Source organism: Luteibacter sp. NPDC031894, from assembly GCF_050273135.1.
GTDB lineage: Bacteria > Pseudomonadota > Gammaproteobacteria > Xanthomonadales > Rhodanobacteraceae > Luteibacter.
In genome coordinates, this window is the sequence record NZ_JBNNMV010000003.1 from 1 (window position 1) to 25,361 (window position 25,361).

General features: G+C 65.0%; 40 protein-coding genes and 1 pseudogene. 28 read left to right on the forward strand and 13 right to left on the reverse strand.

The window, feature by feature from the left end:
* From ACQKIE_RS09765 to ACQKIE_RS09815, 11 genes are all read right to left on the reverse strand, one after another.
* Positions 1 to 239, reverse strand: a 239-nt coding sequence (locus ACQKIE_RS09765; protein WP_427458452.1) for a hypothetical protein, incomplete at its 3' end; no start/stop codon positions are given.
* A 181-nt stretch (positions 240 to 420) separates the two neighbouring features.
* The gene (locus ACQKIE_RS09770) at positions 421 to 2,955 is read right to left on the reverse strand and encodes a DNA methyltransferase (protein ID WP_427458454.1); all 2,535 of its coding nucleotides are present in this window, start codon (positions 2,953 to 2,955) and stop codon (positions 421 to 423) included.
* A gap of 201 nt (positions 2,956 to 3,156) precedes the next feature.
* Complete coding sequence (locus ACQKIE_RS09775) at positions 3,157 to 3,504, reverse strand: DUF2528 family protein (protein ID WP_427458456.1); 348 nt, start codon at positions 3,502 to 3,504, stop codon at positions 3,157 to 3,159.
* A 2-nt stretch (positions 3,505 to 3,506) separates the two neighbouring features.
* Positions 3,507 to 5,276, reverse strand: coding sequence for a YqaJ viral recombinase family protein (locus ACQKIE_RS09780; protein WP_427458458.1), 1,770 nt, complete (start codon positions 5,274 to 5,276; stop codon positions 3,507 to 3,509).
* Complete coding sequence (locus ACQKIE_RS09785) at positions 5,276 to 6,244, reverse strand: recombinase RecT (protein WP_427458460.1); 969 nt, start codon at positions 6,242 to 6,244, stop codon at positions 5,276 to 5,278. The genes ACQKIE_RS09780 and ACQKIE_RS09785 overlap by 1 nt, the downstream gene beginning before the upstream one ends.
* Before the next feature lie 56 nt (positions 6,245 to 6,300).
* The gene (locus tag ACQKIE_RS09790) at positions 6,301 to 6,561 is read right to left on the reverse strand and encodes a KTSC domain-containing protein (protein ID WP_427458462.1); all 261 of its coding nucleotides are present in this window, start codon (positions 6,559 to 6,561) and stop codon (positions 6,301 to 6,303) included.
* A 47-nt stretch (positions 6,562 to 6,608) separates the two neighbouring features.
* Entirely contained in the window at positions 6,609 to 6,758 is a 150-nt protein-coding gene (locus tag ACQKIE_RS09795; RefSeq protein WP_427458464.1) for a hypothetical protein, read from the reverse strand.
* The gene (locus ACQKIE_RS09800; protein ID WP_427458466.1) at positions 6,755 to 6,958 is read right to left on the reverse strand and encodes a hypothetical protein; all 204 of its coding nucleotides are present in this window, start codon (positions 6,956 to 6,958) and stop codon (positions 6,755 to 6,757) included. The genes ACQKIE_RS09795 and ACQKIE_RS09800 overlap by 4 nt, the downstream gene beginning before the upstream one ends.
* Positions 6,955 to 7,161 carry a hypothetical protein gene (locus ACQKIE_RS09805; RefSeq protein ID WP_427458468.1) on the reverse strand — a complete coding sequence of 69 codons (207 nt, stop codon included), beginning with the start codon at positions 7,159 to 7,161 and terminating at the stop codon, positions 6,955 to 6,957. Before ACQKIE_RS09805 ends, ACQKIE_RS09800 begins: the two co-directional genes overlap by 4 nt.
* Positions 7,158 to 7,460 (reverse strand): hypothetical protein, encoded by a 303-nt coding sequence (locus ACQKIE_RS09810; RefSeq protein ID WP_427458470.1) that lies wholly within the window; start codon positions 7,458 to 7,460, stop codon positions 7,158 to 7,160. Before ACQKIE_RS09810 ends, ACQKIE_RS09805 begins: the two co-directional genes overlap by 4 nt.
* A 64-nt stretch (positions 7,461 to 7,524) precedes the next feature.
* Complete coding sequence (locus tag ACQKIE_RS09815) at positions 7,525 to 7,842, reverse strand: hypothetical protein (RefSeq protein WP_427458472.1); 318 nt, start codon at positions 7,840 to 7,842, stop codon at positions 7,525 to 7,527.
* A gap of 411 nt (positions 7,843 to 8,253) precedes the next feature.
* Between ACQKIE_RS09815 and ACQKIE_RS09820 the strand changes: the two genes are divergently transcribed.
* Positions 8,254 to 8,556 (forward strand): hypothetical protein, encoded by a 303-nt coding sequence (locus ACQKIE_RS09820; protein WP_427459366.1) that lies wholly within the window; start codon positions 8,254 to 8,256, stop codon positions 8,554 to 8,556.
* A gap of 53 nt (positions 8,557 to 8,609) precedes the next feature.
* On the opposite strand, the pseudogene ACQKIE_RS09825 reads toward ACQKIE_RS09820, so the two are convergent.
* Positions 8,610 to 8,720, reverse strand: a pseudogene (locus ACQKIE_RS09825) (DUF4236 domain-containing protein); the annotation flags it as partial.
* Between the two features lie 24 nt (positions 8,721 to 8,744).
* Positions 8,745 to 9,470, reverse strand: a complete 726-nt coding sequence (locus ACQKIE_RS09830) for an XRE family transcriptional regulator (RefSeq protein ID WP_427458474.1) — start codon at positions 9,468 to 9,470, stop codon at positions 8,745 to 8,747.
* 72 nt (positions 9,471 to 9,542) lie between these two features.
* On the opposite strand from ACQKIE_RS09830, the gene ACQKIE_RS09835 reads away from it, so the two are divergent.
* The 27 genes from ACQKIE_RS09835 to ACQKIE_RS09965 all read left to right on the forward strand — a co-directional run bounded on the left by ACQKIE_RS09835 (position 9,543) and on the right by ACQKIE_RS09965 (position 25,324).
* On the forward strand, positions 9,543 to 9,737 hold the full coding sequence (locus ACQKIE_RS09835) for a hypothetical protein (protein WP_427458476.1): 195 nt from the start codon (positions 9,543 to 9,545) through the stop codon (positions 9,735 to 9,737).
* Positions 9,738 to 9,807: 70 nt separating this feature from the next.
* The gene (locus ACQKIE_RS09840; RefSeq protein ID WP_427458478.1) at positions 9,808 to 10,290 is read left to right on the forward strand and encodes a phage regulatory CII family protein; all 483 of its coding nucleotides are present in this window, start codon (positions 9,808 to 9,810) and stop codon (positions 10,288 to 10,290) included.
* Between the two features lies 1 nt (position 10,291).
* Positions 10,292 to 10,630 carry a winged helix-turn-helix domain-containing protein gene (locus ACQKIE_RS09845; RefSeq protein ID WP_427458480.1) on the forward strand — a complete coding sequence of 113 codons (339 nt, stop codon included), beginning with the start codon at positions 10,292 to 10,294 and terminating at the stop codon, positions 10,628 to 10,630.
* Positions 10,627 to 11,484, forward strand: coding sequence for a helix-turn-helix domain-containing protein (locus ACQKIE_RS09850; protein WP_427458482.1), 858 nt, complete (start codon positions 10,627 to 10,629; stop codon positions 11,482 to 11,484). The genes ACQKIE_RS09845 and ACQKIE_RS09850 overlap by 4 nt, the downstream gene beginning before the upstream one ends.
* Positions 11,485 to 11,503: 19 nt before the next feature.
* Positions 11,504 to 11,788: a hypothetical protein gene (locus ACQKIE_RS09855; protein ID WP_427458484.1), complete on the forward strand. Its 285-nt coding sequence runs from the start codon at positions 11,504 to 11,506 to the stop codon at positions 11,786 to 11,788.
* Positions 11,788 to 12,003 (forward strand): hypothetical protein, encoded by a 216-nt coding sequence (locus ACQKIE_RS09860; RefSeq protein WP_427458486.1) that lies wholly within the window; start codon positions 11,788 to 11,790, stop codon positions 12,001 to 12,003. Before ACQKIE_RS09855 ends, ACQKIE_RS09860 begins: the two co-directional genes overlap by 1 nt.
* Entirely contained in the window at positions 12,000 to 12,446 is a 447-nt protein-coding gene (locus ACQKIE_RS09865; RefSeq protein WP_427458487.1) for a hypothetical protein, read from the forward strand. The genes ACQKIE_RS09860 and ACQKIE_RS09865 overlap by 4 nt, the downstream gene beginning before the upstream one ends.
* Positions 12,443 to 12,922, forward strand: coding sequence for a nuclease domain-containing protein (locus ACQKIE_RS09870; RefSeq protein WP_427458488.1), 480 nt, complete (start codon positions 12,443 to 12,445; stop codon positions 12,920 to 12,922). Before ACQKIE_RS09865 ends, ACQKIE_RS09870 begins: the two co-directional genes overlap by 4 nt.
* Positions 12,919 to 13,713: a hypothetical protein gene (locus tag ACQKIE_RS09875; RefSeq protein ID WP_427458490.1), complete on the forward strand. Its 795-nt coding sequence runs from the start codon at positions 12,919 to 12,921 to the stop codon at positions 13,711 to 13,713. The genes ACQKIE_RS09870 and ACQKIE_RS09875 overlap by 4 nt, the downstream gene beginning before the upstream one ends.
* Positions 13,710 to 14,024, forward strand: coding sequence for a VRR-NUC domain-containing protein (locus tag ACQKIE_RS09880; RefSeq protein WP_427458492.1), 315 nt, complete (start codon positions 13,710 to 13,712; stop codon positions 14,022 to 14,024). Before ACQKIE_RS09875 ends, ACQKIE_RS09880 begins: the two co-directional genes overlap by 4 nt.
* 339 nt (positions 14,025 to 14,363) lie before the next feature.
* Complete coding sequence (locus ACQKIE_RS09885; RefSeq protein WP_427458494.1) at positions 14,364 to 14,540, forward strand: hypothetical protein; 177 nt, start codon at positions 14,364 to 14,366, stop codon at positions 14,538 to 14,540.
* Between the two features lie 17 nt (positions 14,541 to 14,557).
* On the forward strand, positions 14,558 to 15,061 hold the full coding sequence (locus ACQKIE_RS09890) for a hypothetical protein (RefSeq protein ID WP_427458496.1): 504 nt from the start codon (positions 14,558 to 14,560) through the stop codon (positions 15,059 to 15,061).
* On the forward strand, positions 15,058 to 15,579 hold the full coding sequence (locus tag ACQKIE_RS09895; RefSeq protein WP_427458498.1) for a GIY-YIG nuclease family protein: 522 nt from the start codon (positions 15,058 to 15,060) through the stop codon (positions 15,577 to 15,579). The genes ACQKIE_RS09890 and ACQKIE_RS09895 overlap by 4 nt, the downstream gene beginning before the upstream one ends.
* Before the next feature lie 139 nt (positions 15,580 to 15,718).
* Positions 15,719 to 16,348: a glycoside hydrolase family 108 protein gene (locus tag ACQKIE_RS09900; RefSeq protein ID WP_427458500.1), complete on the forward strand. Its 630-nt coding sequence runs from the start codon at positions 15,719 to 15,721 to the stop codon at positions 16,346 to 16,348.
* A gap of 38 nt (positions 16,349 to 16,386) precedes the next feature.
* Positions 16,387 to 16,686 carry a phage holin family protein gene (locus ACQKIE_RS09905; protein ID WP_427458502.1) on the forward strand — a complete coding sequence of 100 codons (300 nt, stop codon included), beginning with the start codon at positions 16,387 to 16,389 and terminating at the stop codon, positions 16,684 to 16,686.
* Positions 16,667 to 17,161 (forward strand): hypothetical protein, encoded by a 495-nt coding sequence (locus ACQKIE_RS09910; RefSeq protein WP_427458504.1) that lies wholly within the window; start codon positions 16,667 to 16,669, stop codon positions 17,159 to 17,161. Before ACQKIE_RS09905 ends, ACQKIE_RS09910 begins: the two co-directional genes overlap by 20 nt.
* Complete coding sequence (locus ACQKIE_RS09915) at positions 17,079 to 17,348, forward strand: hypothetical protein (protein WP_427458506.1); 270 nt, start codon at positions 17,079 to 17,081, stop codon at positions 17,346 to 17,348. Before ACQKIE_RS09910 ends, ACQKIE_RS09915 begins: the two co-directional genes overlap by 83 nt.
* A 44-nt stretch (positions 17,349 to 17,392) precedes the next feature.
* Positions 17,393 to 17,569: a DUF2158 domain-containing protein gene (locus ACQKIE_RS09920; RefSeq protein WP_427458508.1), complete on the forward strand. Its 177-nt coding sequence runs from the start codon at positions 17,393 to 17,395 to the stop codon at positions 17,567 to 17,569.
* A gap of 46 nt (positions 17,570 to 17,615) precedes the next feature.
* Entirely contained in the window at positions 17,616 to 17,813 is a 198-nt protein-coding gene (locus ACQKIE_RS09925; RefSeq protein WP_427458510.1) for a hypothetical protein, read from the forward strand.
* A complete protein-coding gene (locus ACQKIE_RS09930; protein ID WP_427458512.1) occupies positions 17,791 to 18,258 on the forward strand; it encodes a hypothetical protein in 468 nt (155 codons plus the stop codon). The genes ACQKIE_RS09925 and ACQKIE_RS09930 overlap by 23 nt, the downstream gene beginning before the upstream one ends.
* Positions 18,251 to 18,886 (forward strand): hypothetical protein, encoded by a 636-nt coding sequence (locus tag ACQKIE_RS09935; protein ID WP_427458514.1) that lies wholly within the window; start codon positions 18,251 to 18,253, stop codon positions 18,884 to 18,886. Before ACQKIE_RS09930 ends, ACQKIE_RS09935 begins: the two co-directional genes overlap by 8 nt.
* A complete protein-coding gene (terL, locus tag ACQKIE_RS09940) occupies positions 18,837 to 20,417 on the forward strand; it encodes a phage terminase large subunit (RefSeq protein ID WP_427458516.1) in 1,581 nt (526 codons plus the stop codon). Before ACQKIE_RS09935 ends, terL begins: the two co-directional genes overlap by 50 nt.
* Positions 20,414 to 21,805, forward strand: a complete 1,392-nt coding sequence (locus tag ACQKIE_RS09945; RefSeq protein WP_427458518.1) for an anti-CBASS protein Acb1 family protein — start codon at positions 20,414 to 20,416, stop codon at positions 21,803 to 21,805. Before terL ends, ACQKIE_RS09945 begins: the two co-directional genes overlap by 4 nt.
* The gene (locus tag ACQKIE_RS09950; protein ID WP_427458520.1) at positions 21,802 to 22,650 is read left to right on the forward strand and encodes a phage head morphogenesis protein; all 849 of its coding nucleotides are present in this window, start codon (positions 21,802 to 21,804) and stop codon (positions 22,648 to 22,650) included. Before ACQKIE_RS09945 ends, ACQKIE_RS09950 begins: the two co-directional genes overlap by 4 nt.
* On the forward strand, positions 22,647 to 23,834 hold the full coding sequence (locus ACQKIE_RS09955) for a DUF2213 domain-containing protein (protein ID WP_427458522.1): 1,188 nt from the start codon (positions 22,647 to 22,649) through the stop codon (positions 23,832 to 23,834). Before ACQKIE_RS09950 ends, ACQKIE_RS09955 begins: the two co-directional genes overlap by 4 nt.
* A gap of 11 nt (positions 23,835 to 23,845) precedes the next feature.
* Positions 23,846 to 24,328, forward strand: coding sequence for a structural cement protein Gp24 (locus tag ACQKIE_RS09960; protein WP_427458524.1), 483 nt, complete (start codon positions 23,846 to 23,848; stop codon positions 24,326 to 24,328).
* 12 nt (positions 24,329 to 24,340) lie between these two features.
* Positions 24,341 to 25,324 carry a DUF2184 domain-containing protein gene (locus tag ACQKIE_RS09965; protein WP_427458526.1) on the forward strand — a complete coding sequence of 328 codons (984 nt, stop codon included), beginning with the start codon at positions 24,341 to 24,343 and terminating at the stop codon, positions 25,322 to 25,324.
* Positions 25,325 to 25,361 lie beyond the last annotated feature (37 nt).

A 25,361-nucleotide genomic window follows, 5' to 3' on the forward strand; every position in this document is an offset into this window, starting at 1 on the left:
ACTGGGGCCGACCGAAGCCGTCGATAGCGCCACGCATCCCGAGCGTTCGCATCTTCGAACCACATATCGTCACCCCTCGGCTGCTCGGCAGGCTGGGCGGCTTGCTGCGCGATGAGACCATTCAGGCTCTCCACCGCTTGGCGCACGCGCGTGACATGGAGCGTTACGCGCGAAAGATTTCCGCTCGCCTGGGCGCTTTCGAGTAGCTCTCGGATATCGTCCAACGTCATCGTGCTCATGCCTTCGGTTCCTTCGTGACGAAAGGGAGTGCGGGGGCCGGAGTTATCGGCGGGAGAGGTTCGGGCGTGCTGAAGGCGTGCTCGGGACGCGGGTTCCGTTGCCGGGCCGCACGCATGTCGTCAGCGAGGAGTCGGATGCCCTCGAAGAACGCAGCGGAGCGACGTGGCTTGTCGGTGGCGGTCATGCCGCTTGCTCCATGTCGGGAAGGGTGTCGAACAGTGACGGCATCGACAGGGCGACCTCAGCCGCCTGCAGGTGCTTCACGCCGTCGAAGAAGTAGGGAGTGCTCAGTTCGACGGCACGGCCGCGACGGCCGGCCTTGAGCGCTCGCAGCGGCACGGTGAACAGACCACCGAAGGGATCGAACACGAGTTCGCCCGGGTTGCTGAAGCGGTTGATGAGCCGGTCCACGATGTCGAACTGCAATGGACAGATGTGGTTTTCGAGGCCGCGGCGGGTCTGCTCGCCGTTGAGGGTGAGCATGCGGTTAACGTCGTGCCAGACGTCCGGGTGGTTGCTCCCCGGGGCGAGCGACATGAAGCTCGATGGCAGGGCGCCGCGGGCCTCCAGCGCCTCACCGATGCGGACGTGAGACTCGTAGTCGTAGAGAGTGTCCAGGCTGTACGCCGTGAACAGCTTCGCCAGCTTGTCCGGGCCGAGGCTGGCCAGCTCGTCAACCGTGGGCAGGCGCTGGCCGCTGGACCGCCAGAATGCATGCGCATCGATCTGCCACCGGGCGCGGGTGTACGCGATCTTCTCCTTGCGCACCGGGACGTCGGCATAGCCCTTCGAGCGGTCGGTCTGCGGCTTGTGCAGCAGGAGGATGTACTCTGGTGATCCGGCGCCCATCTTCGTGCCGTCCTTGCACTGCTCCGTCCAGCTCAGGCGGTAGGTCTGGTTGTTCTCGCGCACGACATCGGTGACGACGGTTATCAGGCCCAGGTAGTCGAAGCCGTGGCCCTTGATGCCGAGGGCAGGCATGCCGGCGTAGTGCGCGATGGCCTCCGCATGGAAGGGGCTCACCGTCGGCACACCGGCGCCGGTCACGTTGCCGAAGGCGATACGGTCCTTCACGTGGATGGCGGCGATCCGGCCTGGCTTCAGGATCCGCAACAGCTCGGCGGTCAGGAAGTCCATCTGCGCCCAGAAGTGCTCGTTGTCGTCGGTGTGCCCGAAGTCGTTGTAGTTCGGGCTGTACTCGTAGTGGTTGCTGAAGGGGATCGACGTCACGATCAGGTCGACGGAGTTATCCTCCATGGCCCTCGTCTCCGCGACGCAATCGTTGTTCGCGACCAGCCAATCGCGGCCGCTGACCTCGATGCGCTCCACGCCGATCGACCGCGACAGCACGTCGGCCATGGCAGCGTGACTAAGTCCGTATTCCCGAATAATTTCGCTCATCTTTCCCACCATCTCGTTGTGCCGGGTCCACTTCGCCTGCAAGGTCGCCAGCACCTCGCGCTCGCTCTCCGCGTAGACGATCCAGATCTCTACCGGGAAGGCCTGCTGGAATCGCTGGATGCGGTGAATGGACTGGATGAAATCGTTGAATTTGAAGCCGATGCCGGCGTAGATCGCCTTGTGGCAGTGCCGCTGGAAGTTGCAGCCGCTGCCCATCAGCACGGGCTTGCCCGAGAGACGCGCGATCCGGCCTTCGCTGAAGGCGATGACGGCTTCCTCACGCTCGTCGAGATCCTGGTCGCCGTAGACGCTGACGACGTCGGGCACGACCGCCGCGATCGCGTGGCGCTCGGCCTCGAGGTCGTGCCAGATCAGGAAATGATCGTCGGCGTTGTCCTCGAGGATCCGTGCGGTGGCGGCGACGCGGGCGGGCAGGGTGTCGCGCTTCTCTCGTGCCGCGTCGCGCAGGCCCATCGCCGCATCGCGGAACAGGTTGCCCTGGCCATCCCGGTCGGCCTCGGCGCTGCCATGGTCTACGGGCACCTCCACGTAATGGATGGTCAGCGGCGGGAGGTCGTAGCCTTCGTCGCTGTAGCCCAGGTCGGACGGCCGTTGCAGGAACAGGGCCCACGATGCCACCCAAAGCCAGAACTCGCGCTCCTTGTGCGGGTAGAGCGTGAGGTTGTTCGCCTGCGTGCTGTCCCGCTTGAACCAGCGCGTAAGGGCTTGGCCGGTGTCCATGACGCCAAGGAAACCGGCGTAGTGGATCAGCTCCTTGTAGCGGTTCGGCGAAGGCGTCGCGGTGGCGACGAAGCGGAAGCGCACCTGGTCGAACAGCGAGAGGAACGTCTGGTAGGTCTTCGAGCCGAAGCTGCGCAGGACCGACGCTTCGTCCAGGCTGGCAACCGCGAACAGGTTCGGGTCCAGCTTCCCGTCGCGCACGCTCTCGTAGTTCGTCAGGTGGATGCCGGTGAACTCCGGATCGACGTCCGCGCTGGTCCGGATGAAGCGCGTCTCGATGCCGAGCATGCCGGCGTCGCGGCGGAACTCCTGCCGGACACCCAGAGGAACAACGATCAGGCCGGCGCCGCTGGCGTGCGCCATGGCCAGCCGAACGATCTCCAGCTGCTGCACGCTCTTGCCCAGGCCGAAGGCTTCGAACAGCGCACGGCGGCCGCCAGAGCAGGCCCAACGCACGGCGGCGCGCTGGTGCGGCAGGAGGATCGGGTGGATATCCGCGTCGGCAACGTCGAAGCCGGCCGACGGTGCCATGCGGACCTTGCGCTCGAGGAACTCGCGGTACTGGTCAGCCATGTGCGCGAAGCTCCTGATGTGCGTTCTGCGGAAGGTCGGGATTGCTTCCCCATGCGGGGCGAAGCTCGGGGTGCACGCTGTGCGGGCAGATGGCGGAACGGTGGGCATGCCGGCCCTTTGCGCCGTTATCCCAGTACTCGCGGCACCTGGTGGTCCGGTTGTCGAACCAGCCGGAGAAGAGGTCGGGCGTGCGCGGTGCCATCAGGCGTGAAGCTCGTCGAGTTCGAGATAGGCGGGGTCGAAGTCCGGGATGTCGCTGTCCACGATGCTCATGCCGAGCATTTCCTTCTCCGGCCAGCCCTCGCCCTTGCACAGTTCCCGGATCGCGCCGTCTGCGTTGTAGCCGTCGATCAGGAACCGCATCAGGTTCGCAGCGGCGAAGCGGGCGGCGGCGACGAAGACGTCACCGTCGGAGGCATCGAGGACCTCATCGCCACCGCTCCAGAAAGAGACCATCTCGGTGGCCATCTCGGGCGTGAGCACGTCGTAATCGACCTCGATCGTCACGCTGATGTCCATGCCGGTTTCGAACTTCAGGCGCCTTTTCATGATCAGGCCGCCTGCCGCAGTTCGGTCGCTGCTTTCTGGATCACGCTGTAGAGACCGCGACACATGGCCACGAAGTCACTCTCGGCGTAGAGCTTCGCGCCCCGCTCGGTGGCGACCGGCTGGAAGCCGATAGACGCCAGGCCGTCGGCGCTGATCGACAGCGGGGCGATCCGGGCGTTGATGTCGCCCAGCTTCACGGTGCGGCGCGGAGTGCTGGTCGGCGCTGCTTCGAACGGCAGAGGGTCTTCCATGGCGCGCAAGTCGGCCTCAATTGACGGCGCGGGTGCGGGCGCCGGCGACGGTGCGGCTTCCACGGGCGGCTGCGGCTCGGCACCGGCAGCGGCACGCTCGCGCTCGGCGGCAGCTTCGGCCTCGGCGCGTTCACGCTCGGCCTGCGCTGCCGCTTCCTCGTGCTGACGACGCAACTTGTCCACCTCTTCCTGCCGGATGCGTTCACGGTCCGCCTCCCGGCGGGCTTCCTCTGCCCTGTTGTGGGCCTCGATGCGCGCAGTGATCGCCAGCTTGAAATCGTCCAACGGCTTCGCTGCCAGCTGTTGGAGGTCGGCGAGCAGCGCGTGATGCTCGGCGGCATGCTCCTGCACCCACGCCAGCTTCGCCCGGAAATCGTTGGCCTGCCGGTCGGCGGCGATCTTGCCGTTCGCCAGGGCCGTGTCCAGCTTGTCGTCGATGCTGCTGAGCGTCTTCAGGCCCTTGATGGTGCCGGCAAAGTCGGGCATCACGACGTCCAGGCGGAGGTCGCGAATCTCGCGCTGCAGCTCGGTCATGTGAGCAGAGAACGCCTTGCGGGCCGCTTCGATCTTTTCCGAGCGACGGCGCGCCTTCTCGCTCTCCAGCAGCTTTTCCGCCATGAGCCGGTTGTCGCGCACCAGCTTGGTTAGCATGTCCTTCTGGCGCTTCGCCTGATCGACGCTCTCGATCTGCGCGAGCATCATCGCCTCGGCGGCGTTGAGCGTGTCCTCGGCCTTCTTCATGGCCTTGATCTGCTGGTCGAGGTCGACGAAGTCCTGGTCGGTCTGGGGCTCGCGGATCAGCTTGTTGTCGAGGAAGTCGCGGAGGGCGTTCTCGAACGCATTGAAGTTCTCGCGCACGGAGATCTGGCCGATGACCTGCACGGCGACAGCGGGCAGTGCCTGGACCGCTTCGGCGACAAGCATGGGCTGTTGCTCGGGCAGCGTGTAGTCGGTCAGGTCGCGGTCGAACTGCGCCCAGCCGTCGCGGATGCGCTCGGCCCATGTCGGGTCCGGCCACACCTCGGTCGACACGAAGTTGTCCGGCGTGCCGTCGGATACGGTGAAGATCACGCGTCCGGCGCCGGTGATCATCATGATCTGCTGGCACTGCGGCATGTGCTCGTCCGGCACCGTGCCGGCGGCGACCAGCGCGGCAAGTTCAGCGTTCCACTGCTTGTGCTCGAAGGCGGTGTCGCCCGCCATAGTCAGGCCGTCGCAGGACGCCGACAGGTGGCCGCCGGTGTCTTCGTCGGAGCAGGTCACCGGATAGAGGTCGTCGCCAATGAGTTCCTCGACCAGCGGGCGAGCCAGAGCCTCGACCTCGTGGCCGTAGTCGAGGATGTTCTCCTGCACCCAATCGCTGAACTCCTTCGGCGTGCCGGTGTGCTTCATGCGCAGCAGTTCGGAGCGGGTTGTCCGCTTCGACAGCCCGAGCATGGCGGCGGCTTCGCTCGCGCCGTGGTGGTTCAGGCGGAACGCCGCCCACTCATCACTGCCCTGTACGAGGTTGTGAATTCTCATTACTCGGCGCTCCCATTGCTGGCCCACGAAGCGATCTCGATCTTCTGGTCGCTGGTAAGCAGTTCCTTGGTTTGGATCATGGCGATCAGGTCGTTGACCGACTTGTTGCCGGTCTGGACGGCCATGCGCCAACCGGCCTTCTTCTTCTCGAAGGTTTCGTCGGAGCAGTTGGGCAGTACGACAGCGGGGGGAGCATCCGCCTCGGTGGCCTGGTCTTCGGAGTACTCAACGGGCGCCCAGGTGCCTTCGATGGCATCCTCGACGGCGATCTTCTGGCCGCCGCGATCGGCTGCGTTGTCGAGGGCAAGCGCCATTGCCATCTCGGCGGACTTCGGCAGGTACTTGCAGATGCGGCGAATGAGAGTCTTTCGCCACATCTCGTCCGGGTCGGTGTCCCAAGGAGTCTTCTTGCCGTACTTCTTCGCGTTGATGACGTTCTGACTGCGGTCGCGGATCGCTTCGATCTGCTGGCGCGACATAACTTCCACGTGATACCCGCCATCTACGAACTCTGCGACGGCATAGGCAAGGCGAGAAGTCCCCGGTTCGCCATCGACCGCTGGCTCGTGCTCAAGGACCGTGTTCAGGCCGGTGCGGTAGGTGAACGTATCGTTCTGATGGACGACGTGGGCCTCAATGCGCACGACCTTTCCGGTACGACGAACAAGGTCAATCAACCCCTGGTAGCCGATCTGCAACTGGCATTCGTCCTTGTACGGGATCAGGTAGCACTGACCCATGACCCCAGGCTCAAGGCCAAGCTGCGAGGCGACGATGATCGAGGCGAAAACGCTCTTTGGGTCACACGCGCCGAGCTTGGGATTGCTTCGGAAGCACGTCAGTGCGATGCGCGCCATGCGGTCGCCATCAAGGTGACGTGGCAACGCGCGGGCAATCTCGGCCTTGTAGGCATTGAGCATTGCGGGGAAGGTGTCGGCCTTCGGCTTTTGACTGACGACGGCGTTCATCTGGATTCCTTGGCCGGCGATGCCGGCGTGTTGTGAGAGGGGTGGACGAGCGACGATCAGCCTTCGAAGTTGACCCGGCGATACGGGTGCTTCTCGGGCGCCGACTTGACGTGCTTAGCGAAGTGCGACCCGATGGACTCCGCGCCCTGGAACGCGGCGAAGTCATCAGTGGTGAAGTTGTCGTACTGGTACAGGCTGCCGGGCTCGCCCTTGCTGTTCTTGAAGCGGATCGCGAGCGTGTTGCTAGCGGCGTCGTGGCCGATGCTGTGGATTTGCGAGGATTCGACGGGCTGCATGGTGATGGTGAGCGTGGACATACGGATTCCTTGCCGGTATCCGCCGGCGCGGTCTTGGGTGGGGTGGATCAGCGCGGGCAGAACGCGATGAGAAGCGCCAAGAAAATGAGCGGGATGCCGAGGCCCTGGATAAGGGACATCCATTCGGATCGGCTCATCGGCCTGCGTTTCGCAGCGGCCGTGCCGACATCAGCGAGGTAGCGGTCGAAGGCGTTCATTCGGGCTCACCTGTCCGCTCGGCGCTTGCGATGATTTCGCGCAGCTGCCGAAGCGACACTTTGTATGTGCGATCCGGCTGACCGTAGGGTGAGAGGTTCGGTCCAGCGATACGCTGGCTCCCGAGCGTCAATGCCGTGCCCATCCGGCGCTCGTATACGCAGAGCAGCACGTGATCCGTGGTCTTTGGTTCGACGCTCATGCTGCCGTGCTCCCGGTCGGCACGACGCCACGGAAGCGGCGCGACTGCTCGTAGGACACCGACTCGGGCGAGCGCTCGGTCAGGAGCGGCAGGCCAGCACGGATGGCGGCGCGCATTTCCTTTTCGGACGCGCCGAACTTGCGGCCCTCGCGACGGACGCGGCGGGCGAACTGCATGTGGGTGGTGGGGACGACGGTGCTCATGCGGCTTGCTCCATCTGACGGTCGAGGTACTCGTCCACGCGGCTAGCGCGCTTGGCGCTCTTGCCGCCGTGGGCGAACTTGGTAAAGGCGTCGCGCAGCGCGGTGATCTGCTCGTCGTACTTGTCGATGAGGCGGTCGTCGCTGGCCGTGCGGTCACGCAGCGGAAGGCCGCGCGAGAGAAGGAGGCGGACCAGTTCTTCCGTCTCGGCGCCGTCGAAGATGAAGTCCGCGATGTACCGCGGCATGCCCATCATTTCGTCGATGGCGGCTTCGTAGGTCGCGTCGGAATAGCGGCTCATACGAGGCCCACCACGTGCCCGAGCGAGCCGATGGCCAGGAGTGCAGTGCAGATGCGCAGCGTGTTCATGCGCGGGCCTGCTGCGCACCGCGCGCCATGGCTTCGTAATGCTCGCGGGTGTTCGGCGGCGTCTCGGCGCGCTGAAGCGCTGCGGCCAGCTGCTCGCGGTAGCTCGGGCAGGTGACGGCGCGGTTGTCGAGCATCGACCGGGCCAGGGTGACCACGGCGGTCATGGCCTCGACTCGGGCGCCGGCCGAGATCAGGGCGGCGGCGAGCGGGGTGCTGCCGTCTTCGTGCTCCGTCGCTTCGTGCTGGCCGACGTACTCAGCCGCCTCGGCGATCACGGATGTCACGGTGGCGATGTGGAGCGGGGCGTTGCCCATGGCTTCCTCCAAGCCGGGACAGGTCCGGCGTTGAAAGAAGTCTAGAGAAATGAACTCTACGGAGTCAAGGGAAATGAACTTTTACGGTTCAGAGTAATGAACTATCGTTCAGCGTTCGTTTATTTTTGCGGAATGAGTTGGGGTGCCAGCCCTGGCTGCGACTCGACCGTCAGAGTCTCGCTCGTGCGGGACACAACGAGGTCGCCTCCACGGCTCCAGTAGAGGATTTGCCTCGACCCGCCCTTACGAATCGATGGCGTACCTAAGACCCCTATCACGGCGGGAATCTTCGACGCATCGACGCCCACGCGTATCTGGGTTGCCACCAGCGGCGTGCCAGAAAAGGCGACGTGTCCGCGGGAGTAGGGGGCTCCAAACGCTTTGCCATCAGGAATGGAGCAGTCCCGGCCCTTGGGCGTCGGCACGCACTTCGTGGCGCCACGTCGCTTCGCCTCGTCGATCCCCATGCCGAGCGTGAATGGGCCGATTGCGTGCCACGGTAGCGTGGGCAAGGATGCGGCCACGCTTGAAGATGTGTTTTGTTCGGCCGCGGCCTTCGTCGACGTCGAGCTGTGGGAGCACGTCCAGAGGGCGCCGCCGGCTATCGCCAACAAGACGATCCACGCGGCTTTCTGTGCTGCCGGGCTCGGCTGGTTTGAGCCAGGCGGGCTCGTTTTGTCCGTCGACTTTGGCCCGGCGATTCTTGAGCGGTAGCTCACCCCCGTTCCGGGAATGCCAGCGTTTACGTGAGTGCCACGCTTCCCAACGCTGACGCTTGAGCCACGAGGCCCTATGGTCGCGCTACTGACGCCTCGCTTCCCGATGTTGATGCGAATGCCTGGCGCGATCTTAATCGATTTGCGAAACCGGAAACCCATGAGCCGCCCCTCGCAATCCAGATTTCACAGCCCGCCGGGGCCGCTTCGATCAATGACTCGGCCGATAACCAGGAAGCGGTCCGAGTCCTGGCCAACGAATTCGTCAGGGTAGGTCGCCTTGTCGGTGTTGTCGGACACGATCCGAACCTGGCCGTCTGGCGTCTTGAACAGGCGTTTGATCTTCACCTCGTCGCCGATCGCAATCACGTAAACCCGCCCGCTGGTGATCTTCGTGGCACCGAGGTCGATCACGGCACGGTCGCCATGAAAGAGCGTTCGCTCCATGCTGTTCCCGCGAACACCCATGATGCGGAGGTTTTCGGCCTTCGCCCCCATGCGACGGAGCCAGTCGAGCGTGAATCGCTGGCGGTACTTCGTGGGGATGAACTCGGGGGTAATTACCCCGGGCCCAGCGCTGACCTCGATGTCCACCCCTTGCACCCAAACCTCCTTGTTCGCGTCGAATTCCTCGTCATCCTCCACCGCTTCGATCTCGTAAGCTGGGACGACGACCTTGCGAGGGCCTGACTCTTCCATCGGAGTTTCGCCAGTGAGCAGCCATTCCCGCCGGATATGCAGAGCTGCACAGATCCCATCGACGGTTGTCGCGCGGACCTTTTTAGGCGTCGTCAGGTCGTTCAGGATGTTGTAGATGGTGCCCTTCGAGACGCCCAGCCGATCGATCAGCCAGGGTGCCTTCTCTCCGCGCGCATCGAGTGCGGCCTGAAGCCGTCTGCCCATCGTAGTCATGTCTAGAAGTCTAAACTTTTCGCAGTCTAGAGTGCTTGACTCCAATGAGTTCATAGAACTAGACTCGCGCCCATGGACATGACCAAGCGCAACGTACGACAGGCCCTGGGGTTTCGGTTCGATATCGAGCTTGCCCGGTTCTTCCGCGTCAGCAAGGGCGCCGTCAGCCAGTGGGCTGAGGACGAGCCGATCCCCGAGGTCCGCCAGTGGCAGGCAAAGGCCAAGCGGCCGGACCTCTTCGGCGACGAGTCGATCAAGGCCGCTTGATCCCCTGGATTTTCCCTCCGCGCTGATCTCCATGGCGCGAACTCTACAGACGGCCCCGCGCCGAATCTTCATGAACCCGAGTACGCCCCTCATGCACATCCTCGACGCCGCGCTCCAAACCGTTTCCGACTACCCCGGCGGCGCGGCGTCGCTCGCGCCGCGCGTGGGACTGACCGCTGGAGTCCTCAGCAACAAGGTCAATCCGAACTGCAAATCGAACCACCTCACCCTGGTTGAAGCAAACCGGCTGATGTCGGTCACCGGGGACCCCGCGATCCTCCAGGCGATGGCCGCCGAGCAAGGCTACGCGCTGGTGAAGATCGGCGACCCGGACGAAGGGCAGGGTGTGTTGCACGGCATGCTCGATCTTGGCGTCGCCGAAGGCGAGTTCTCCCGCGAACTGCACGATGCCTTGGCTGACGGCCGCATCACTCAGAACGAAATGAGCGCCCTCGGCAGGGCTGCGCTCGCGTACCAAAGCACGCTGATCGGTCTCCTGCGCCGTCTTCGCGACGAGCATGCGCGACAGGCCGGGAGCGCGGCAGGGGTCTGACATGGCTGAACCGATCCGCCAGGAATCAATCTGGGACCGTCCGCTTCGCAAGATCGAGACGCCGGCGGCGCGCGCCACCGATCCAGTGACGTCGCACATTGCGGCGGGCGAGCACACGGCATCCGGCAAGCGCGGCACCAATGTAGCCATCGTGGTCGATCTCGTGCGGGCGCGGCCGGGGCACACCAGCGCCGAACTCGCTCGTTACACAGAGCTGACTCGGCATGAGGTCGCGCGTAGGCTGCCCGAAGGCGAAACAGCTGGCGCTATCCGCAAAGGCGAGAAGCGCCGTTGTACGGTCAACGGCACGCTGGCCATGACATGGTGGCCACAGCAGTGAGCACGTCCCTGATGGGCCTCTGCTGGCCCCTCCAAATGCCACCGACGCCCAAGGCGGTCCTGATATCGCTCGCGGACAACGCGAACGACCAGGGCTACTGCTGGCCGTCCATCGCGAAGATCTCCGAGCGAACCTGCTTCAGCAAGCGAGCCGTGATCGACGCCATCGCATGGTTGGAGCAGCACGGCATCCTGTCGGCTGATCGCGTGAACGGTCGTCACACCACGTACGTCATCAATCCCGCCGACTTCGCTCCACCGGTGCGGCAGGCGCACCAGTGCAGCAGCCGCACCGGTGCACCTCCCGCATCGGAACCGGTGCAGCAGGCGCACCCACCGGTGCATCTCCCGCACCAACCGGTGCAGCAGCTGCACACTAACCATCAAGAACCGTCACGAACCGTCACTAAGAGCAACCGTCAGGAGGCACGCGCATCGGCGCCGGCCCTCGACTTCGGTTCGTGGCCCTCGACGCCGAGCCCCGATCTCCTCGCCGGCTGGCTGGCCGTTCGGAAGAAAAAGCGCGCCGACGTCACGCCCATCGTGATCGCCGCGATGGCAAAGCAGCTGCGCCTCGCGGCGGAGATCGGCTGGACGGTGGACGAGTGCCTCACGGAGTGCGTGCTGCGGAACTGGCAGGCCCTGAAGGTCGAATGGCTCGAGCCCAAGCGGGCAGGGCCGCCAGGACAGCCACCGCCGAACGTGCCGCAATCCCGCACGCAACTCGCCTCGCAGAACCTGAGAGAAGCCGCCGATGCCATCAAACAACACACCGCCGGATTGGCTCATCAACGAACTGAGCTTGGGCCTGGAGAAGCTCCTCCAGCTCGGCTTGGAAGGACAGCCGGCCCATGACACGACGGGGAAGACCCTCATGGTTTGGGTGGAGGCCATCTGCTGCGACCGCGTGTTCGACGAAGCTCGGGACGCACCGCGATTCCGCAAGGCGTTCCGCACGCTGATGACCACCTGCGATCGCTGGCCCACGCCGAAGAAGTTCCTCGAAGCGCTTCCGAGCATCATCGTCCCGTTCCACGCGAGGCCAAGGATCGAACACGAGGCAATGCGTGAGGCGCGCGTGCGGTCGTTCGCGGAGATCCGGCGGACGCTCGGTATCCCGACTCCGGATGACGATCCCGAACCGCCGAGGGCCGCGTGATGACCCACAGTCACGAGACCATCGCGGACCGCGTCGTCGCCGTGATCCGCATGAAGCCGATGACCATTCGCCAGATCGGCGAGGCGGTCTCGGCGTCGGACAACTACCTGCGCGTGGCGATGGATCGCCTTGAGCGCGCCGGCAGGGTGCGCCGCAAGGGCTTCGCCGAGAAGTCGCGCACGGGCGCCACGCCGTATCTCTGGGAGGCTGCATGAGCCAGAAATACACGCTGAACGCCGGCGGCCCGGAGCGGGCCTCCGTGCTCGCCAACCTGCACGCTTTTGTCGATCGCCTGCCGGTGAACAAGTCCTGGCGCATTGAGATCAAGGAAGCCCGGAAGGAGCGAACGTGTCCGCAGAATGCTGCGCTGTGGGGCGTGGCCTACCCGAAGCTGACCGATGTCACCGGCTACAGCGCCGAGGAACTGCATCATGAGTTTTGCGGCCGCTTCTTCGGCTGGCAGATCGTCGACCTGTTCGGCGAGCAGCGGCGCCGCCCGCGCCGCACGACAACGACGAACGAGCAGGGCGAGCGCGACGTGCTTGGCACGCGGGAGTTCGCCGCGTTCTACGCGATGGTGCAGCAGATCGGCGCCGAGGCGGGTATCGATGTCCCCGACCCGGATCCGTTCCATGGTGAGCAGCGGTGGGCGGCATGAAGACGACGAAAGGCCTTCAGCGCCATACGCCGCTGCGCCGCCAGGCGCTCGGACGCGTGCCGAAGATGGCTCAGCCCGACGGCGCGACCGAGGCCGTGAACGTCCTGGCCTTCCCGAAGCGGAAGAAGGCGCTGCGGAAGTCCCGGCCGAAGATGACACCGCTGCGGAAGTCCGCGAAGGATGAGGGCTGCACGATCCAGAAGGTCGGTGCCTGCCTGTACGACCCGAAGACAGTGGCGCTCGCGCACCTACGATGGCTCGGTGACTGCGGTGGCTCCCTGAAGCCTACGGACCTCCAGGCCGTCTACGCGTGCACCGGCTGTAACCGTTGGACCGACTCGCCCACGCCGGCGGAGACGGCGGACCGCGCCGCGTACGAGGCGGAGCGGAATTTCTACTGTCTTCGGGCGCTCGTGCGCACGCAGCTGCGCATGGTGGCGAAGGGCCTGATCACCGTGAAGGGGATGGCCGCATGAAGGCGTCCGAGATTAAGGCGATGTTCCCGACCGAAGCTGCTTTGTGCGACCTCTTCATCGAGGACATGCGAGCTATGGGCGGGTGGACGATCTATCCGGAGACAGCAGGTTTCGACATCCTGCTCGTCCGCGACGCCACGGGGCATCAGCTGGGTGTTGAGGCGAAGTTGGCGCTGAATGCGAAGGTGTGTGACCAGATATTGCCCGGCATCCACGCGTGGTACGGCGGCGAGGCGCAGGGGCCGGACTTTCGCGCGGTGATCGTTCCTTACGTAGGCGATGCGAGCGAAGGTATCGCGAAGATGCTTGGCATCTTGGGTGTGCAGGTCTGGGCGCCTGAAAGGCACGTCAGTTCGCGCCCAGGAATGCACTTCCGAGTCAGTCGCTATCGACAGGATGACGGCCGAGAGTTCGACTCTACGTGCGGCGAGCTGATGGAATGGGATACAGCCTGGTTCGATTGGAATCCATCGGTCCGGTGCGTACTGCCAGAGATTGTTCCACACGTCCGTGCCGGCGTGCCCGCTCCGACGCAATTAACGCCGTGGAAGATCGGCGCGCTGAAGGTGCTCGCCGATCTTGAGGTCTTCGGGTTCGTGACGGCGAAGAGCGTGCGAGGGCACAGCGTCGACCCGCGGCGCTTCTGTGCAGCGGATGGCTGGCTCGCGCCGCTCGGAGGTGGAAGGTGGGCGCGGGGCCGCATGCCACGCTTCGAAGACCAGCACCCGGAGGCGTACGCACAGATCCTCGAAGCGACGCGTGCTCGCGCGTCGCAGGAGGTTGCCGCATGAAGTACGCCGCACGTGTCGACGACAACCAGGGCCAGGTCGTGAAGGCGCTACGGCTCATTGGCGCCTACGTGATCGACTGCTCTCACGTAGGTGCTGGCTTCCCAGACCTCCTCGTCGCGTACCGCGGGCGCTGGGTGCTGATCGAGGTGAAGGACGGGGAGAAGGCGCCGTCCCGCCGCAAGCTGACGCCGGCGCAAACCATCTTCCATGCCGAGGCGCTGGCCAAGGGCTGCAAGGTGCATGTGGTCGAGTCGGTCGACGACGCCATCCGCGTCGTGGGCTCGATCGGCACAGTGAGGGCGGCGGCATGACCCTGCCGGAACCAACGACCAAGGGCGGAATGGTTCTCGCCGTACTTGCCGATGGCCCAGCCACCACAGGAGAGGTCGCGGCAGAACTGGGTTGGCCTACACGCCTCACCTGCGCGCACCTGCGCGAACTCATGATCCGCGGCTGCGCGAAGCGTGAGCCGTTCCCCACGGGCAACAGGCTCCGGCGCTTCGTGTGGTCTGCGGTGGAGGCCAGCCGTGCATGACCGTCTATCACCACCTGGCGCACGCGCTACGGATCATCCGCGAGGAGCCGAACTGGCGGCTGTGGGGACCTCTGATCGATGCGCTGACGCCGGAGCAGCAGGAGGAGGTACGGCCGTGGCTGTTTCAAGAAGCGCGGCGTCGAGGCGGCCGAGTTCCGGCTTCGAAGGCGTCCCGACCGGGATCCTCGGCGACCTCCTCACGAAAGCCAAGAACGACATCAAGGGCGCGCAAAGCCGCGCCGACATGATCCGCCTCGAACTGAAGCGCCGAAAGAAGCACACCACCCGATGACCGAGAGAAGGGGAACCATGAATAACGCAATCCAGAAAGACCGCGCGGGCTTCCTCGAGCGCCTCGGGCAGCTGGCCGGAACGACAGCATGGCGCGAGCCGGGCAGGGTAGGTGGAGGCACGCCCTATGCCGCGCGCGGCATGGCGACCGAGAACGCGCTCGTCCTCGCCCTGGCGATGGCTCGCCGTAACCCCAAGGACAAGGGCCCGGACATCGCCTACAGCCTCGCGACGCAGCAGCCGTACAACGGCGCTGAAGTGGTCGCCTGGTTGGCGGAGAAGCTGGCCGTCGGCACCGGCAGGATCGGGGAACGCAACGCCGGCCGCATGGTGCCCGTGGCGACGCAGGCATACGAGTGGATCGTGGGCACCCGTGTGCACCCGGACGTCAGCGAGGTTGCCGACGCCTTTCACGATGACTTTCGGACCCTCTACGACATCGCGCAAGGCTGGCTCTGGATGGCCATGGAGGCAGCGGTCGAGCGTGCGGAGCGTGCCATGTACTCGAAGCGAGCGGCATGAGCCTGGAATACTTCATCTACGCGATCTTCGTCGCGGCGCCCGATCGCACGCTGGTGAAGCTGGGCAGGGCGGGCAGCGTCCGGCAGCGCTTGAGCGAGATCCAAACCGGATGCCCGTACCCGGTGACCCAGGTGTATTCCTGCGACGTCGGCGACAAGCTCACCGCGTCGCAGCGAGAGGCGATGATGCACGAGGCCTACGCGCATGCGCGGATCCGTGGGGAATGGTTCGACCCGTGGGGCCGTGTGGCGACGGACGCGGAGATTCGTGGCCTGGAGGCGGACGTGTACGACATTGCCGCGCACCAGATGTCGCATCCGCCGCGGCACGCGCGCCATACACCGCAACCCTATGGCGGCGGGCGCATCAGCTTCCGGGAGCAGCTGCTCGATGGCGCGGAGAAGCTGTCGATCCTCGACGCCGATGGCGTGCCGGTGGGAGCGTGCTACACGGCGCCGGCGCCTGCGCGGGACGTAACGATCACAACGAAGCGGAAAAGACTCTTCGCGAGGTGTTGACTTTTCGGACGGTTACTCGCATGATTTCATCATGCGGAATTCCCTCTGAATTGACCGCTTCGAAACCCGGCCATGTGCCGGGTTTTTCCGTTTTAGGGGCCGCAGCGCATGACGCGGGCCCATTTCGCACGTGATGCCGATGACCGCCTCGAACTTCCCGACCAGCCTGAAACTCACGCTGGCCTACGAGGGCGGCTATTCGAATCACCCGCTCGACCCGGGCGCCGCGACGATGAGCGGCGTAACCCAGGTGGTCTACGACGAGGATCGGCGCGATCGGCGACTGCCGACCCGCGACGTCCGCATGATGACCACGGCCGAGCGCGACGGCATCTACCGCCGCCGGTACTGGGATCTGGTCCGGGCCGACGAGCTGCCGACGGGCGTCGATTACGCGGTGTTCGACTTCGCGGTGAACTCGGGCGTGCGCACCGCGTCCCGCGCGCTCCAGAAGATCGTGGCCGTGGAGCCGGACGGCATCATCGGGCCGGCGACCATCCAGGCCGTGACCCGTTTCGGTGCCTCGCTGGGTACGGTGATGCTGTCGGATGCCATCTGCGAGGCTCGTATGGCCTACCTGCGCGGTCTGGATACCTTCCCGACCTTCGGCCGGGGCTGGACCGCTCGCGTGATGGGTGCCCGAGACGGTAGCCAGATCGACGATACGGGCGTCATCGACCGCGCGGCGGCGATGGCGAAGGGTGGGGCGGTCGCCGCACCCAGGGTGGCGACCTACACGCCGAAGACCTACAGCGCAGTGGTGGTGTGATGGGCCCGGAGGATCCGAACCAGGGATGGTTGCAGGGCTTGGCCTTCGCCGCCTTCGCCACGCTCGCGGGCGTTCTCGGTCGCGTAGCCCGCGACATGGACGCCCGCAAGCCCGTTCAATTCTGGCCGACGTGCGTGCAGGGGCTCGCGTCAGGCTTCGTGGGGCTACTCGCGATGTGGCTATGCCAGATCGCTGGGCTGAGCCTTCAGTGGACCGCTGTCACGGTCGGGGTCAGCGGATGGCTCGGCGCCGAGGCGTCGATACAGGTCATCCAGCGGATCGTCTGGAAGCAGCTGGGCCTCAACCGGAGTCGGGACAATGATCAACCTCCTGCGTAGTGGCTGGGCTTTCGTGACCTCGAAGGCTCGGCTGATCCTCGAGTACGGCCTGATCGTCGCCGTGGTCGCCCTCGGAAGCTGGTCCGTCGCCACCTGGTGGCAGAACCGGGCGACGGTGCAGGGGCTGACCGAGAGGGTTACCGATCTCTCCGGGCGCCTCACGGGCGTGAGCAAGGACCTTGGCACTGCGGTCGCCGCCAACAAGGACCAGGACGATGCGATCGCCGAGCTGAAGCGTCTGCGGTCCATCGATAGCCAGGCCCTGAACGAATTGCAGGGCGAGCTGGCCAAGGCCGACACCAAGGCCGCCACCGTGCGCCAGAAGATCGCCGAGCTGGAGAAGACGAATGCGGACGCCAAAGCCCTTCTGGACACTGCCGTGCCTCCTGCTCTTGGCTGCGTGCTCGACGGCGCCCCGTGCCCCGGAGCCGCAGGTGCTAACCCGGACCGTACTCGAGGACAGGAAGCCCGCTGATGGCCTCTTGAAGCTCTGCGAGGCCCCTGTGTTCAAGCCCACCCTGGTGGTCGGCGATATCCAAGAGAACAAGATCAGGGCCGAGGCCGCCTATGACCGATGCGCGGCGCGGATGCGCTGCCTGGTCTGGTGGGTTTCTACGGCAAGGCGGGAGGCCCCGCCAGCTGAGTGCAAGGCAGGGCCGTGAGTCGTATCCTTGGCCGGCCGAATGGACGGCACAAGGAGAAGGACATGAGTGAGTTCAGCGCCGGAGATCGTGTGAAGCATAAGGCAGGCGGGCCGGATATGGTGGTCGTCAATGTAGGTACGTACGAAGGGACGACTACCAATTACATTTCCGCAAGGTGGTGGGACGGGAAGGAATTCCAAAGCGATTCCTTTGACCCCGTCGAACTGAAAAAGATTTGAGAGTACGAAGCCGCCTCCGGGCGGCTTCTTCGTTATGGAGCCCACAATGGCGACGATCACGGTAAACCTGTCGGCCCGGCTCCGTTGGTGGGTGCGTCCCTACATCGCCGTGCTGACGGGGCTTGCCCGCTTCACCGGTATGGAGCCGGACTGGGAAAGGGTCAACGAGGTACTGCGCCGCGGCGTGGTTGTGAAGGTCGGTAAGGCGAAGACGTATGGCAATGGAAGGCAAGAAGGCGCCTGACTGGGAGCGCATCGAGGTGGCAGTAGCAAGGGGAGGCGAGGCCTTCCTTGTCTTCCTGTGGCGCTATCAGCTCATGGCTGGGCGAATACCGGACGAGCGAATCGCTATGGATATCGCGACGGATGCGGTTGTCTACGAAATGTCGTTGCCTTGCGGTCGCCTCGACATTGCGGTGTTCCATGTGGACGGCACTGTCTCCGTGATCGAGGTGAAGGACGGCACGAAGGGATACACCCACGTGGTCGCCGGCATAGGCCAGGCCTCGCTCTATGCCACACAGATAGCCTTCAAAGGACAGGTCAAGGGCGTGCGCCGCTTTCTGATGTGGAGCTCGGTCGATGTCGACACCGACCGCAAGATCGAAGATGCCTGCACCTTAGCGGGCGTCAATCCGCTTCCCCTTGGCTCAATCCGAGCGTACTTGCAGGCCTTGACTCATGAATGACCGCAAGGTCTCCGCCGATTGGGAAAGGATCGAGGTCGATTACCGCGCCGGCATCCTTTCCCTTCGCGAGATGGCTAGTGCCCACGGCATCACCGAGGGCGCCATCCGCAAGCGCGCCAAGCGCGACCAGTGGGCGCGGGACATCGCTGCCAAGGTACGTGCCCGCGCTGAGGAATTGGTACGCAGAGAGGAAGTACGCAGTACTGGTACGCGGCAGGATAAGTACTCCGAGAAGGAGGTGATCGCGGCGGGTGCTGAGGTCATTGCCTCCATCAAGCTGACTCACCGGAAGGACATCGGGGCCGCTCGCTCGCTCGCGATGACCCTGCTGTCCGAACTCCAGGCCCAGACCGGCAACGTTCCGGAATTGGAGAAGCTGGGCGAACTGCTCGGCGAGGACTTCGTTCCGGACAAGGCGCTGGCAACCTTCAACGCCGTGCTGAGCCTTCCGGGCCGGGTGAAGACGATGAAGGATCTGGGCGACACGCTGCACAAGCTCATCGGGCTGGAGCGCGACGCCTACAACATAGGTTCCGGGGGCGAGACGCCGCCGGGTGGTGGTCAGGTGGTGGCAGTCGATGCGCAGCAAGTCGCAACCGCTCTCGCCAAGCTCCGAAGCGAGTTCTGACGATCCCGTATACCGGGAGGTGCTGAAGCAGGAGTGCGAGCGGGACCACCTGATGTTCACCCGGGTGTTCTTCAAGCACCGGCAGGGCATCAAGTTCCGCGTGAACTGGCACCACGTGCTGCTGGCCGAGGAGATCGAGAAGGTATTCCTGGGTGAGACGGGTAACTTGGTCATCAACGTGCCCCCGGGCTCGTCGAAGACCGAGATGGTGGCGATCAACCTAATGGCGCGCGGCCTCGCGCGGAACCATCGGGCGCGGTTCCTGCACATCTCGTACTCGGATGACCTGGCGCTGCTGAATTCGCAAACGGCGAAGGAGCTGGTCCAGTCGGACGAGTTCCAGAGCCTTTGGCCGCTAGCTATCGCCGACGATGCGAAGGCGAAGAAGCGCTGGAACGTCGTGGTCGATGGCAAGAAGGCCGGCGGCGTCTACGCGGTCAGCCTGGGCGGCCAGATCACCGGATTCCGAGCCGGGCACATGGATGACGGGTGGCAGGGTGCCATCATCATCGATGACCCGCTGAAGCCGGAGGACGCCTACAGCAAGCCGAAGCGCACGGCGGCAAACCGGCGCTTGCTGTCGACGGTGAAGAGCCGAAAGGCCAACCCGCAGACACCGATCATCGTGATCATGCAGCGCCTTGCCGAACAGGACGTCTCAGGCTTCATTGCCGCGGGCAACCTGCCGGGTGAGTGGCGTCACGTCGTGATCCCCGCGCTGATCGACGATGCCTATGTCGAGAAGCTACCGGACCACATTCGGGAGATGGTGGACAGCAGCGAGCGCGACGAGAAGGGGCGCTTCAGCTACTGGCCGTACAAGGAGCCGTTGGCTGACCTGCTGGCGATGGAGAAGGGCGCCTTCGCCGATCAGGACGGCGCGAAGGTGTCGCGCTTCGTCTTCAACGCCCAGTACCAGCAGCGGCCCACCGCGCTGGGCGGCGACATCATCAAGACGGCACATTTCGGCCGGTGGAAGGTTCTGCCACGCCTAGTGGCCCGGAAGATATTCGCGGACACCGCCCAGAAGACCGCGGAGCGGAACGACTACAGCGTGTTCCTGCATGTCGGCCTGGGCGATGACGGGAAGCTCTACCTGCTCGACCTGCTGCGTGGAAAGTGGGAAGCGCCGGAGCTACGGCGCCGTGCCTTCGACTTCTGGGCGAAGCACAAGCCATACGACCACAAGCTCGGCACTCCGCTGCGCAAGCTGATGATCGAGGACAAGGCCAGTGGCACCGGCCTGATCCAAGACATCAAGAAGGGCGAGCCAGGCAAGGGCGTGATTCCGGTAGAGGGCATCCAACGCGCCACGGACAAGCTGACGCGCGTCATGGACGTGGTGTCGTACATCGAGTCCGGCTACGTGCTGGTGCCCGAGGACGCGCCATGGGTCAGTGACTTCCTCGCCGAGTGCGAGGGCTTCACCGCGGACGACACGCACGAGCACGATGACCAGATCGACCCGCTGGTCGACGCGATCAACGACATGCTGGCGAAGGCCAGCGGCAACTGGAGCAGCTGGGTATGAGCCGACGCAACCGCCGTGGCGGACAGAAGACCGCGCCGCCGGCGGCAGACAAGCGCCGGACCTCGGCCTCGGACAGCCTGGTGAACCTCGTCGCTGGTCTGGGCGATGCCCGGGACAAGACCAGCTACAGCCGCTACGTCTTGGGCGGGGTGATCGAGCAGCAGGAGCTGGAGACGCTCTATCGCACGAACTGGCTCGCCGGAAAGGTCGTGGACATCCCCGCGTCGGACATGACGCGGGCGTGGGTGACGCGAAAGACCGCGCTCTCCGACGATCAGATGAAGCCCTTCTATGCGCTGGAGAAGCGCCTGAAGGTCAAGAAGCACGTTCGCGACGCGATCGCCTGGGCTCGCCTCTACGGCGGTTCCGTCATCTTCGTTCACGTGAAGGGCCAGGATCCGAAGACTCCGCTAGACCCGGGGACGATCCAGAGGGGTGCGCAGCTGTCGCTGCACGTCTTCGACCGGTATCGCGCGACCCGCGGCGCCGGCGCGGTGGTGATGGACCCGATCAGCGAGATGTTCGGACAGCCGGACACGTTCCGGATCGCCGGGACCGCCCTCGAGGTGCACCACACCCGCATGATCCAGTTTCAGGGCGCGGAATTGCCGTGGCAGCAGTTCACGACGAACGGCTACTGGCACGACTCGGTGATCCAACGCCTTTACGACACGCTGACGCGCTACGACACGGTGAACCAGGGCACGGCCTCGATGTTCTTCGAGGCGGTGGTGGACGTACTGAAGGTGGACGGTCTGGGCGAAATGCTCGGCACCGACGAGGGAACCGAGCTGGTCAAGAAGCGGTTTGGCCTCGCAGCCATGATGAAGTCGTTCAACCGCATGCTGCTGATCGACGGCAACGATGACCACAGCCAGAAAACGAACACCTTCGCCGGCGTCAAGGACGTCATGCAGGAGTTCAAGACGGACATCGCAGGCGCGGCGGACATTCCGGCGACCCGCCTGTTCGGGAAGTCGCCTGACGGCATGAACGCCACGGGCGATAGCGACGCTCGCAACTACTACGACCGAGTGAACTCGGATCAGGAAGACCAATTGCGGCCGCCGCTGGAGCTGATCGACGAAATCCTCATGCGAGCCAGCATGGGCGTTTATCCGGACGACCTCGAACTGACGTTCAACCCGCTCTGGCAGATGTCGGATACGGAGAAGGCAACGCTGGAGAAGACGAGGGCGGACCGTGATGTCGCGTACCTGACCAACGGCGTGGTAGGCGAGGGCGTCGTCGCCGCGGAGCTGTTGGAGAACGGCACCTACTCGAAGATGACCCCGAAGGACGTGGAGCTGGCGAAGCAGTTGGCCGGACCCTTGGATGACCCCGAAGGACGTGGAGCTGGCGAAGCAGTTGGCCGGACCCTTGGATGACCCCGATGCTGACCCTTCCGCAACTCCTGAAGCACCAGGGCCGAAGGATCCGGCGGCGGAAGCTTCGACCGACCCGGCCGAGCAGGGCGGCGGAGGCGGCCTACCGGGCTGACCTCCTCGACCTCGTCGCGCAGATGCACGCGGCGGTGCTGGCGGAGGTGATGCCGGTGCTACGTGCGGAGCCTGCGCTGACGAGGGACGCGCCGGCGGATGGCGGCGGATCGTTCGGGCTGAGCTTCGTGGAAGCCGTGGAGCGCTCGCTGTCTGCCGCGTCCCGGCGCTTCGGCGGGATCGACCAGTGGGCGGCGCGGGTTGCCGCTGCCGCCGCGGGACGAGTGGACAAGCAGGCCACCGGCACCATCGCCAGTTCGGTGAAGAGCGCCTTCGGTCTGGACATCGGGCCGATGCTGGCCATGTCCGACGTGCGCTCGGCTATCAGCCTCGCGAAGGTGACGAACGTCCAGCTGATCAAGTCGGTGCACAGCACCTACTTCGACAAGATCGGCAACGCGGTGCTGTCCGGCGTGACGCAGGGAAGGCGGGCGTCGGACCTTGCCGAGGACATCCAGAAGATCACCGGCGTCACGGAGTCGCGGGCGAAGTTCATCGCTCGGGACCAGACCGCCAAGATGAACAGCGCGATCACCAAGGCGCGGCACCAGGAACTTGGCCTGACGGAATACACCTGGCAGACGGCTGGCGATGAACGGGTGCGCGATACGCACGCCGAGCACGACGGCAAGGTGTTCCGCTGGGACGATCCGCCGGCGGATACCGGGCATCCGGGCGAAGACTACAACTGCCGGTGCGTAGCGATTCCCTACGTGAAGATCGACGACGAATGAAGCTTACCCTCGATCTTCTAAGCGCTCGCCGCATGACGGCCGAGGGCTATCTCGTCGTGCCCGCGCGCATCGCGCGCATCGGTACGCAGGAGTACCTAGCCCACGAGATCGGCCTGGACGGCGATCCCGACCGGCTCGTGCAGGTGTACCGCCCCGAGTCGGAGGTTTTCGACCCAGCGGCAATCGCCTCGTTCGACGGCTTGCCGATCACGGACGATCACCCCGGCGTCTCGGTCAACGCGGACAACTGGGGTCAGTACGCCGTCGGCTTCACACGGAACCCGCGGCGCGAAGGCGACTACGTCGTCGTCGACCTCTACATCACGCGCCGCAGCGCGATCGACAAGATCAAGGCGGGCAAGGTCGAGCTATCGGCCGGCTACGGCGCGGACTACATCGATGAGCTTGGCGTGTCGCCGGACGGGCAACCGTACGACGCTATCCAGGCTCGCATCCGAGGCAACCACGTAGCCATCGTGGACGCCGGCCGCTGCGGCCCTGCTTGCCGGGTGTCGGACAGCAAACCACAAACCCGAACGGGAGAACCACCCATGGCAAAGCGCCGCATCAACGTTGGCGACGGCATCACCCTCGAGCTGGAAGAGAACGAAGCCAGCGTCGTGGAGAGCATCGCCAACAAGCTCCAGGCCGCCACCTCGCAGGTGAGCCAGCTCGAATCCGACCTCGAAACGGCCACCGCGCCCACCGATGTCGAAGGCACGCAGATGACCCCGCAGCAGATGGCTGCGGAGATCACTCGCCTGAAGGCGGAACTGGCGAAGGCCACGGCTTCGGCGGATGAGGTTCCCGAGGCACGTGACGCGGCCATCGCCGCCGCCGCGAAGGTCATCGGCGACGCGAAGCGCCTGGTCCCGGCCATCGTGACGGACGGCAAGCCGCTGGCGGCCATTCGCCGCGAGGTGGTCATGGGCGCGTACGAGAAGCAGAAGCCGATGCTTGACGCCCTGCTCGGTGGCAAGGCCCCGGCGGATGCCGACCAGCCGACCATCGACACCGCCTTCAAAGTCCTGGCCGCCGCGGCGCCCGCCGCTACCGACACGAACGATGGCACCGATGACGCGGTCGCCCGCGCCCTGGCCAGCCAGCGCCATTCCACGGCCGACGCGGATGACCCGCGCGCGGCTTACGCCAACCGCCTGACCACCGCCTACAAGGGCAAGTAAGGAGCACCCACATGTCCCGTCCTGACCTCAGCACCTACGGCGGTCGCCTCCTCGATGAGGGCTACGCCGGCCAGGTGATCGACCTCAACACCCACAGCATCTTCAACTACCGCAACGAGGGCGCGGCCGGCATCGACTTCGGCCTGTTCGTCGCCCGCGGCGCGGCCGCCGATACCTGCAAGCTGCCGGGCGCTGCCGACGACGAGATCGTCGGCATCAGCGTGCGTCACTCGGTCGGCGTGGCCGACATCAATGGCGACGTGCTCTATTTGCAGAACGCCATGGTTCCGGCGCTGGAGATCGGTCGCATCCGCGTCGTCTGCGAGAACGGTTGCAGCCCGGGCGATCCGGTCTTCGTCCGCTATGCCGGCGCCGGCGTGCAGGGCGCCGCCCGTTCCGCCACCGTCGCCAACGAAACCGCCGCGTTCACCGCCGCCGTGTGGGATAGCACCACCGCGGCCGGTGGCCTCGGCGTCATCCGCATCCTCAAGTAAGGAAACCTGCCCATGAGCTTCAAAGATATCCAGCGTCGGCAGGTTACCGACGCCGTCGCCCGTGCGCTGGCGGGCTCCCCCGGCATGCTCACCAACGACGCACCGGAGGCCATGGCCTTCGTCGTGTCGCAGCTGGCCCATGTCGAGGCCACGGTATACAAGCGTGAGCACCAGGCGCTCCAGTACAAGGAGCTGGTGCCGATCGATACCTCGGCGGGCGACTACGCGACCTCGGTCGTGTACCAGATGTACGACTACGCCGGTCGCGGCAAGCGCCACAGCGGTCGCGGGAAGGACATCCCGAAGGTCGACGTCGCCTACGCGCAGAAGACCCTGCCGATTGTCCTGGGCGTGATTGGCTACGACTACAGCACGGAAGAGCTGCGCCAGTCGGCGTTCCTGCGCAAGCCGCTCGACACGGCGCGCGCCGAAGCCGCGATGGACGCCTACGAGCGTCACATCAACGATGTCGCCCTGTTCGGCGAGGACGAACTGACCGGGCTGTTCAACAACCCGTTCGTCCCGGTCGTGGCACCGAGCGTCACGGACTGGATCGGGAAGACGCCGGCGCAGGTGCTCACCGCGTTCAACGCCCTGATCGTCCAGGGCTGGACGAACACGAACTACATCGAGATGTTCAACACGATCCTCCTGCCGGGCACCGTGCTCGCCTGGTTGGCATCGACGCCGCGCAGCGACAACAGCGACATGACGATCCTTGAGTACATCAAGGAAAACAACATCGCGAAGACCGAGCGCAACATCACGCTCGATATCCGCACGGGCTATGGGCTGGACACCGCAGGCGCCGGCGGCACGAAGCGCGCGATGCTCTACAACAAGGATCCGGGCAAGGTGAAGATGCACGTGCCCATGCCGATCAAGTTCCTCCCGCCCCAGGCCAACGGCCTGCTGTTCGAGGTGCCGGGTGAGTACAAGTACGGCGGCGTCGAGTTCATCTATCCTAAATCGGCGCTCTACGCCGACGGCCTCTAACCCAACCACCACGATGCGACGAAAGGCGGCTCCGGCC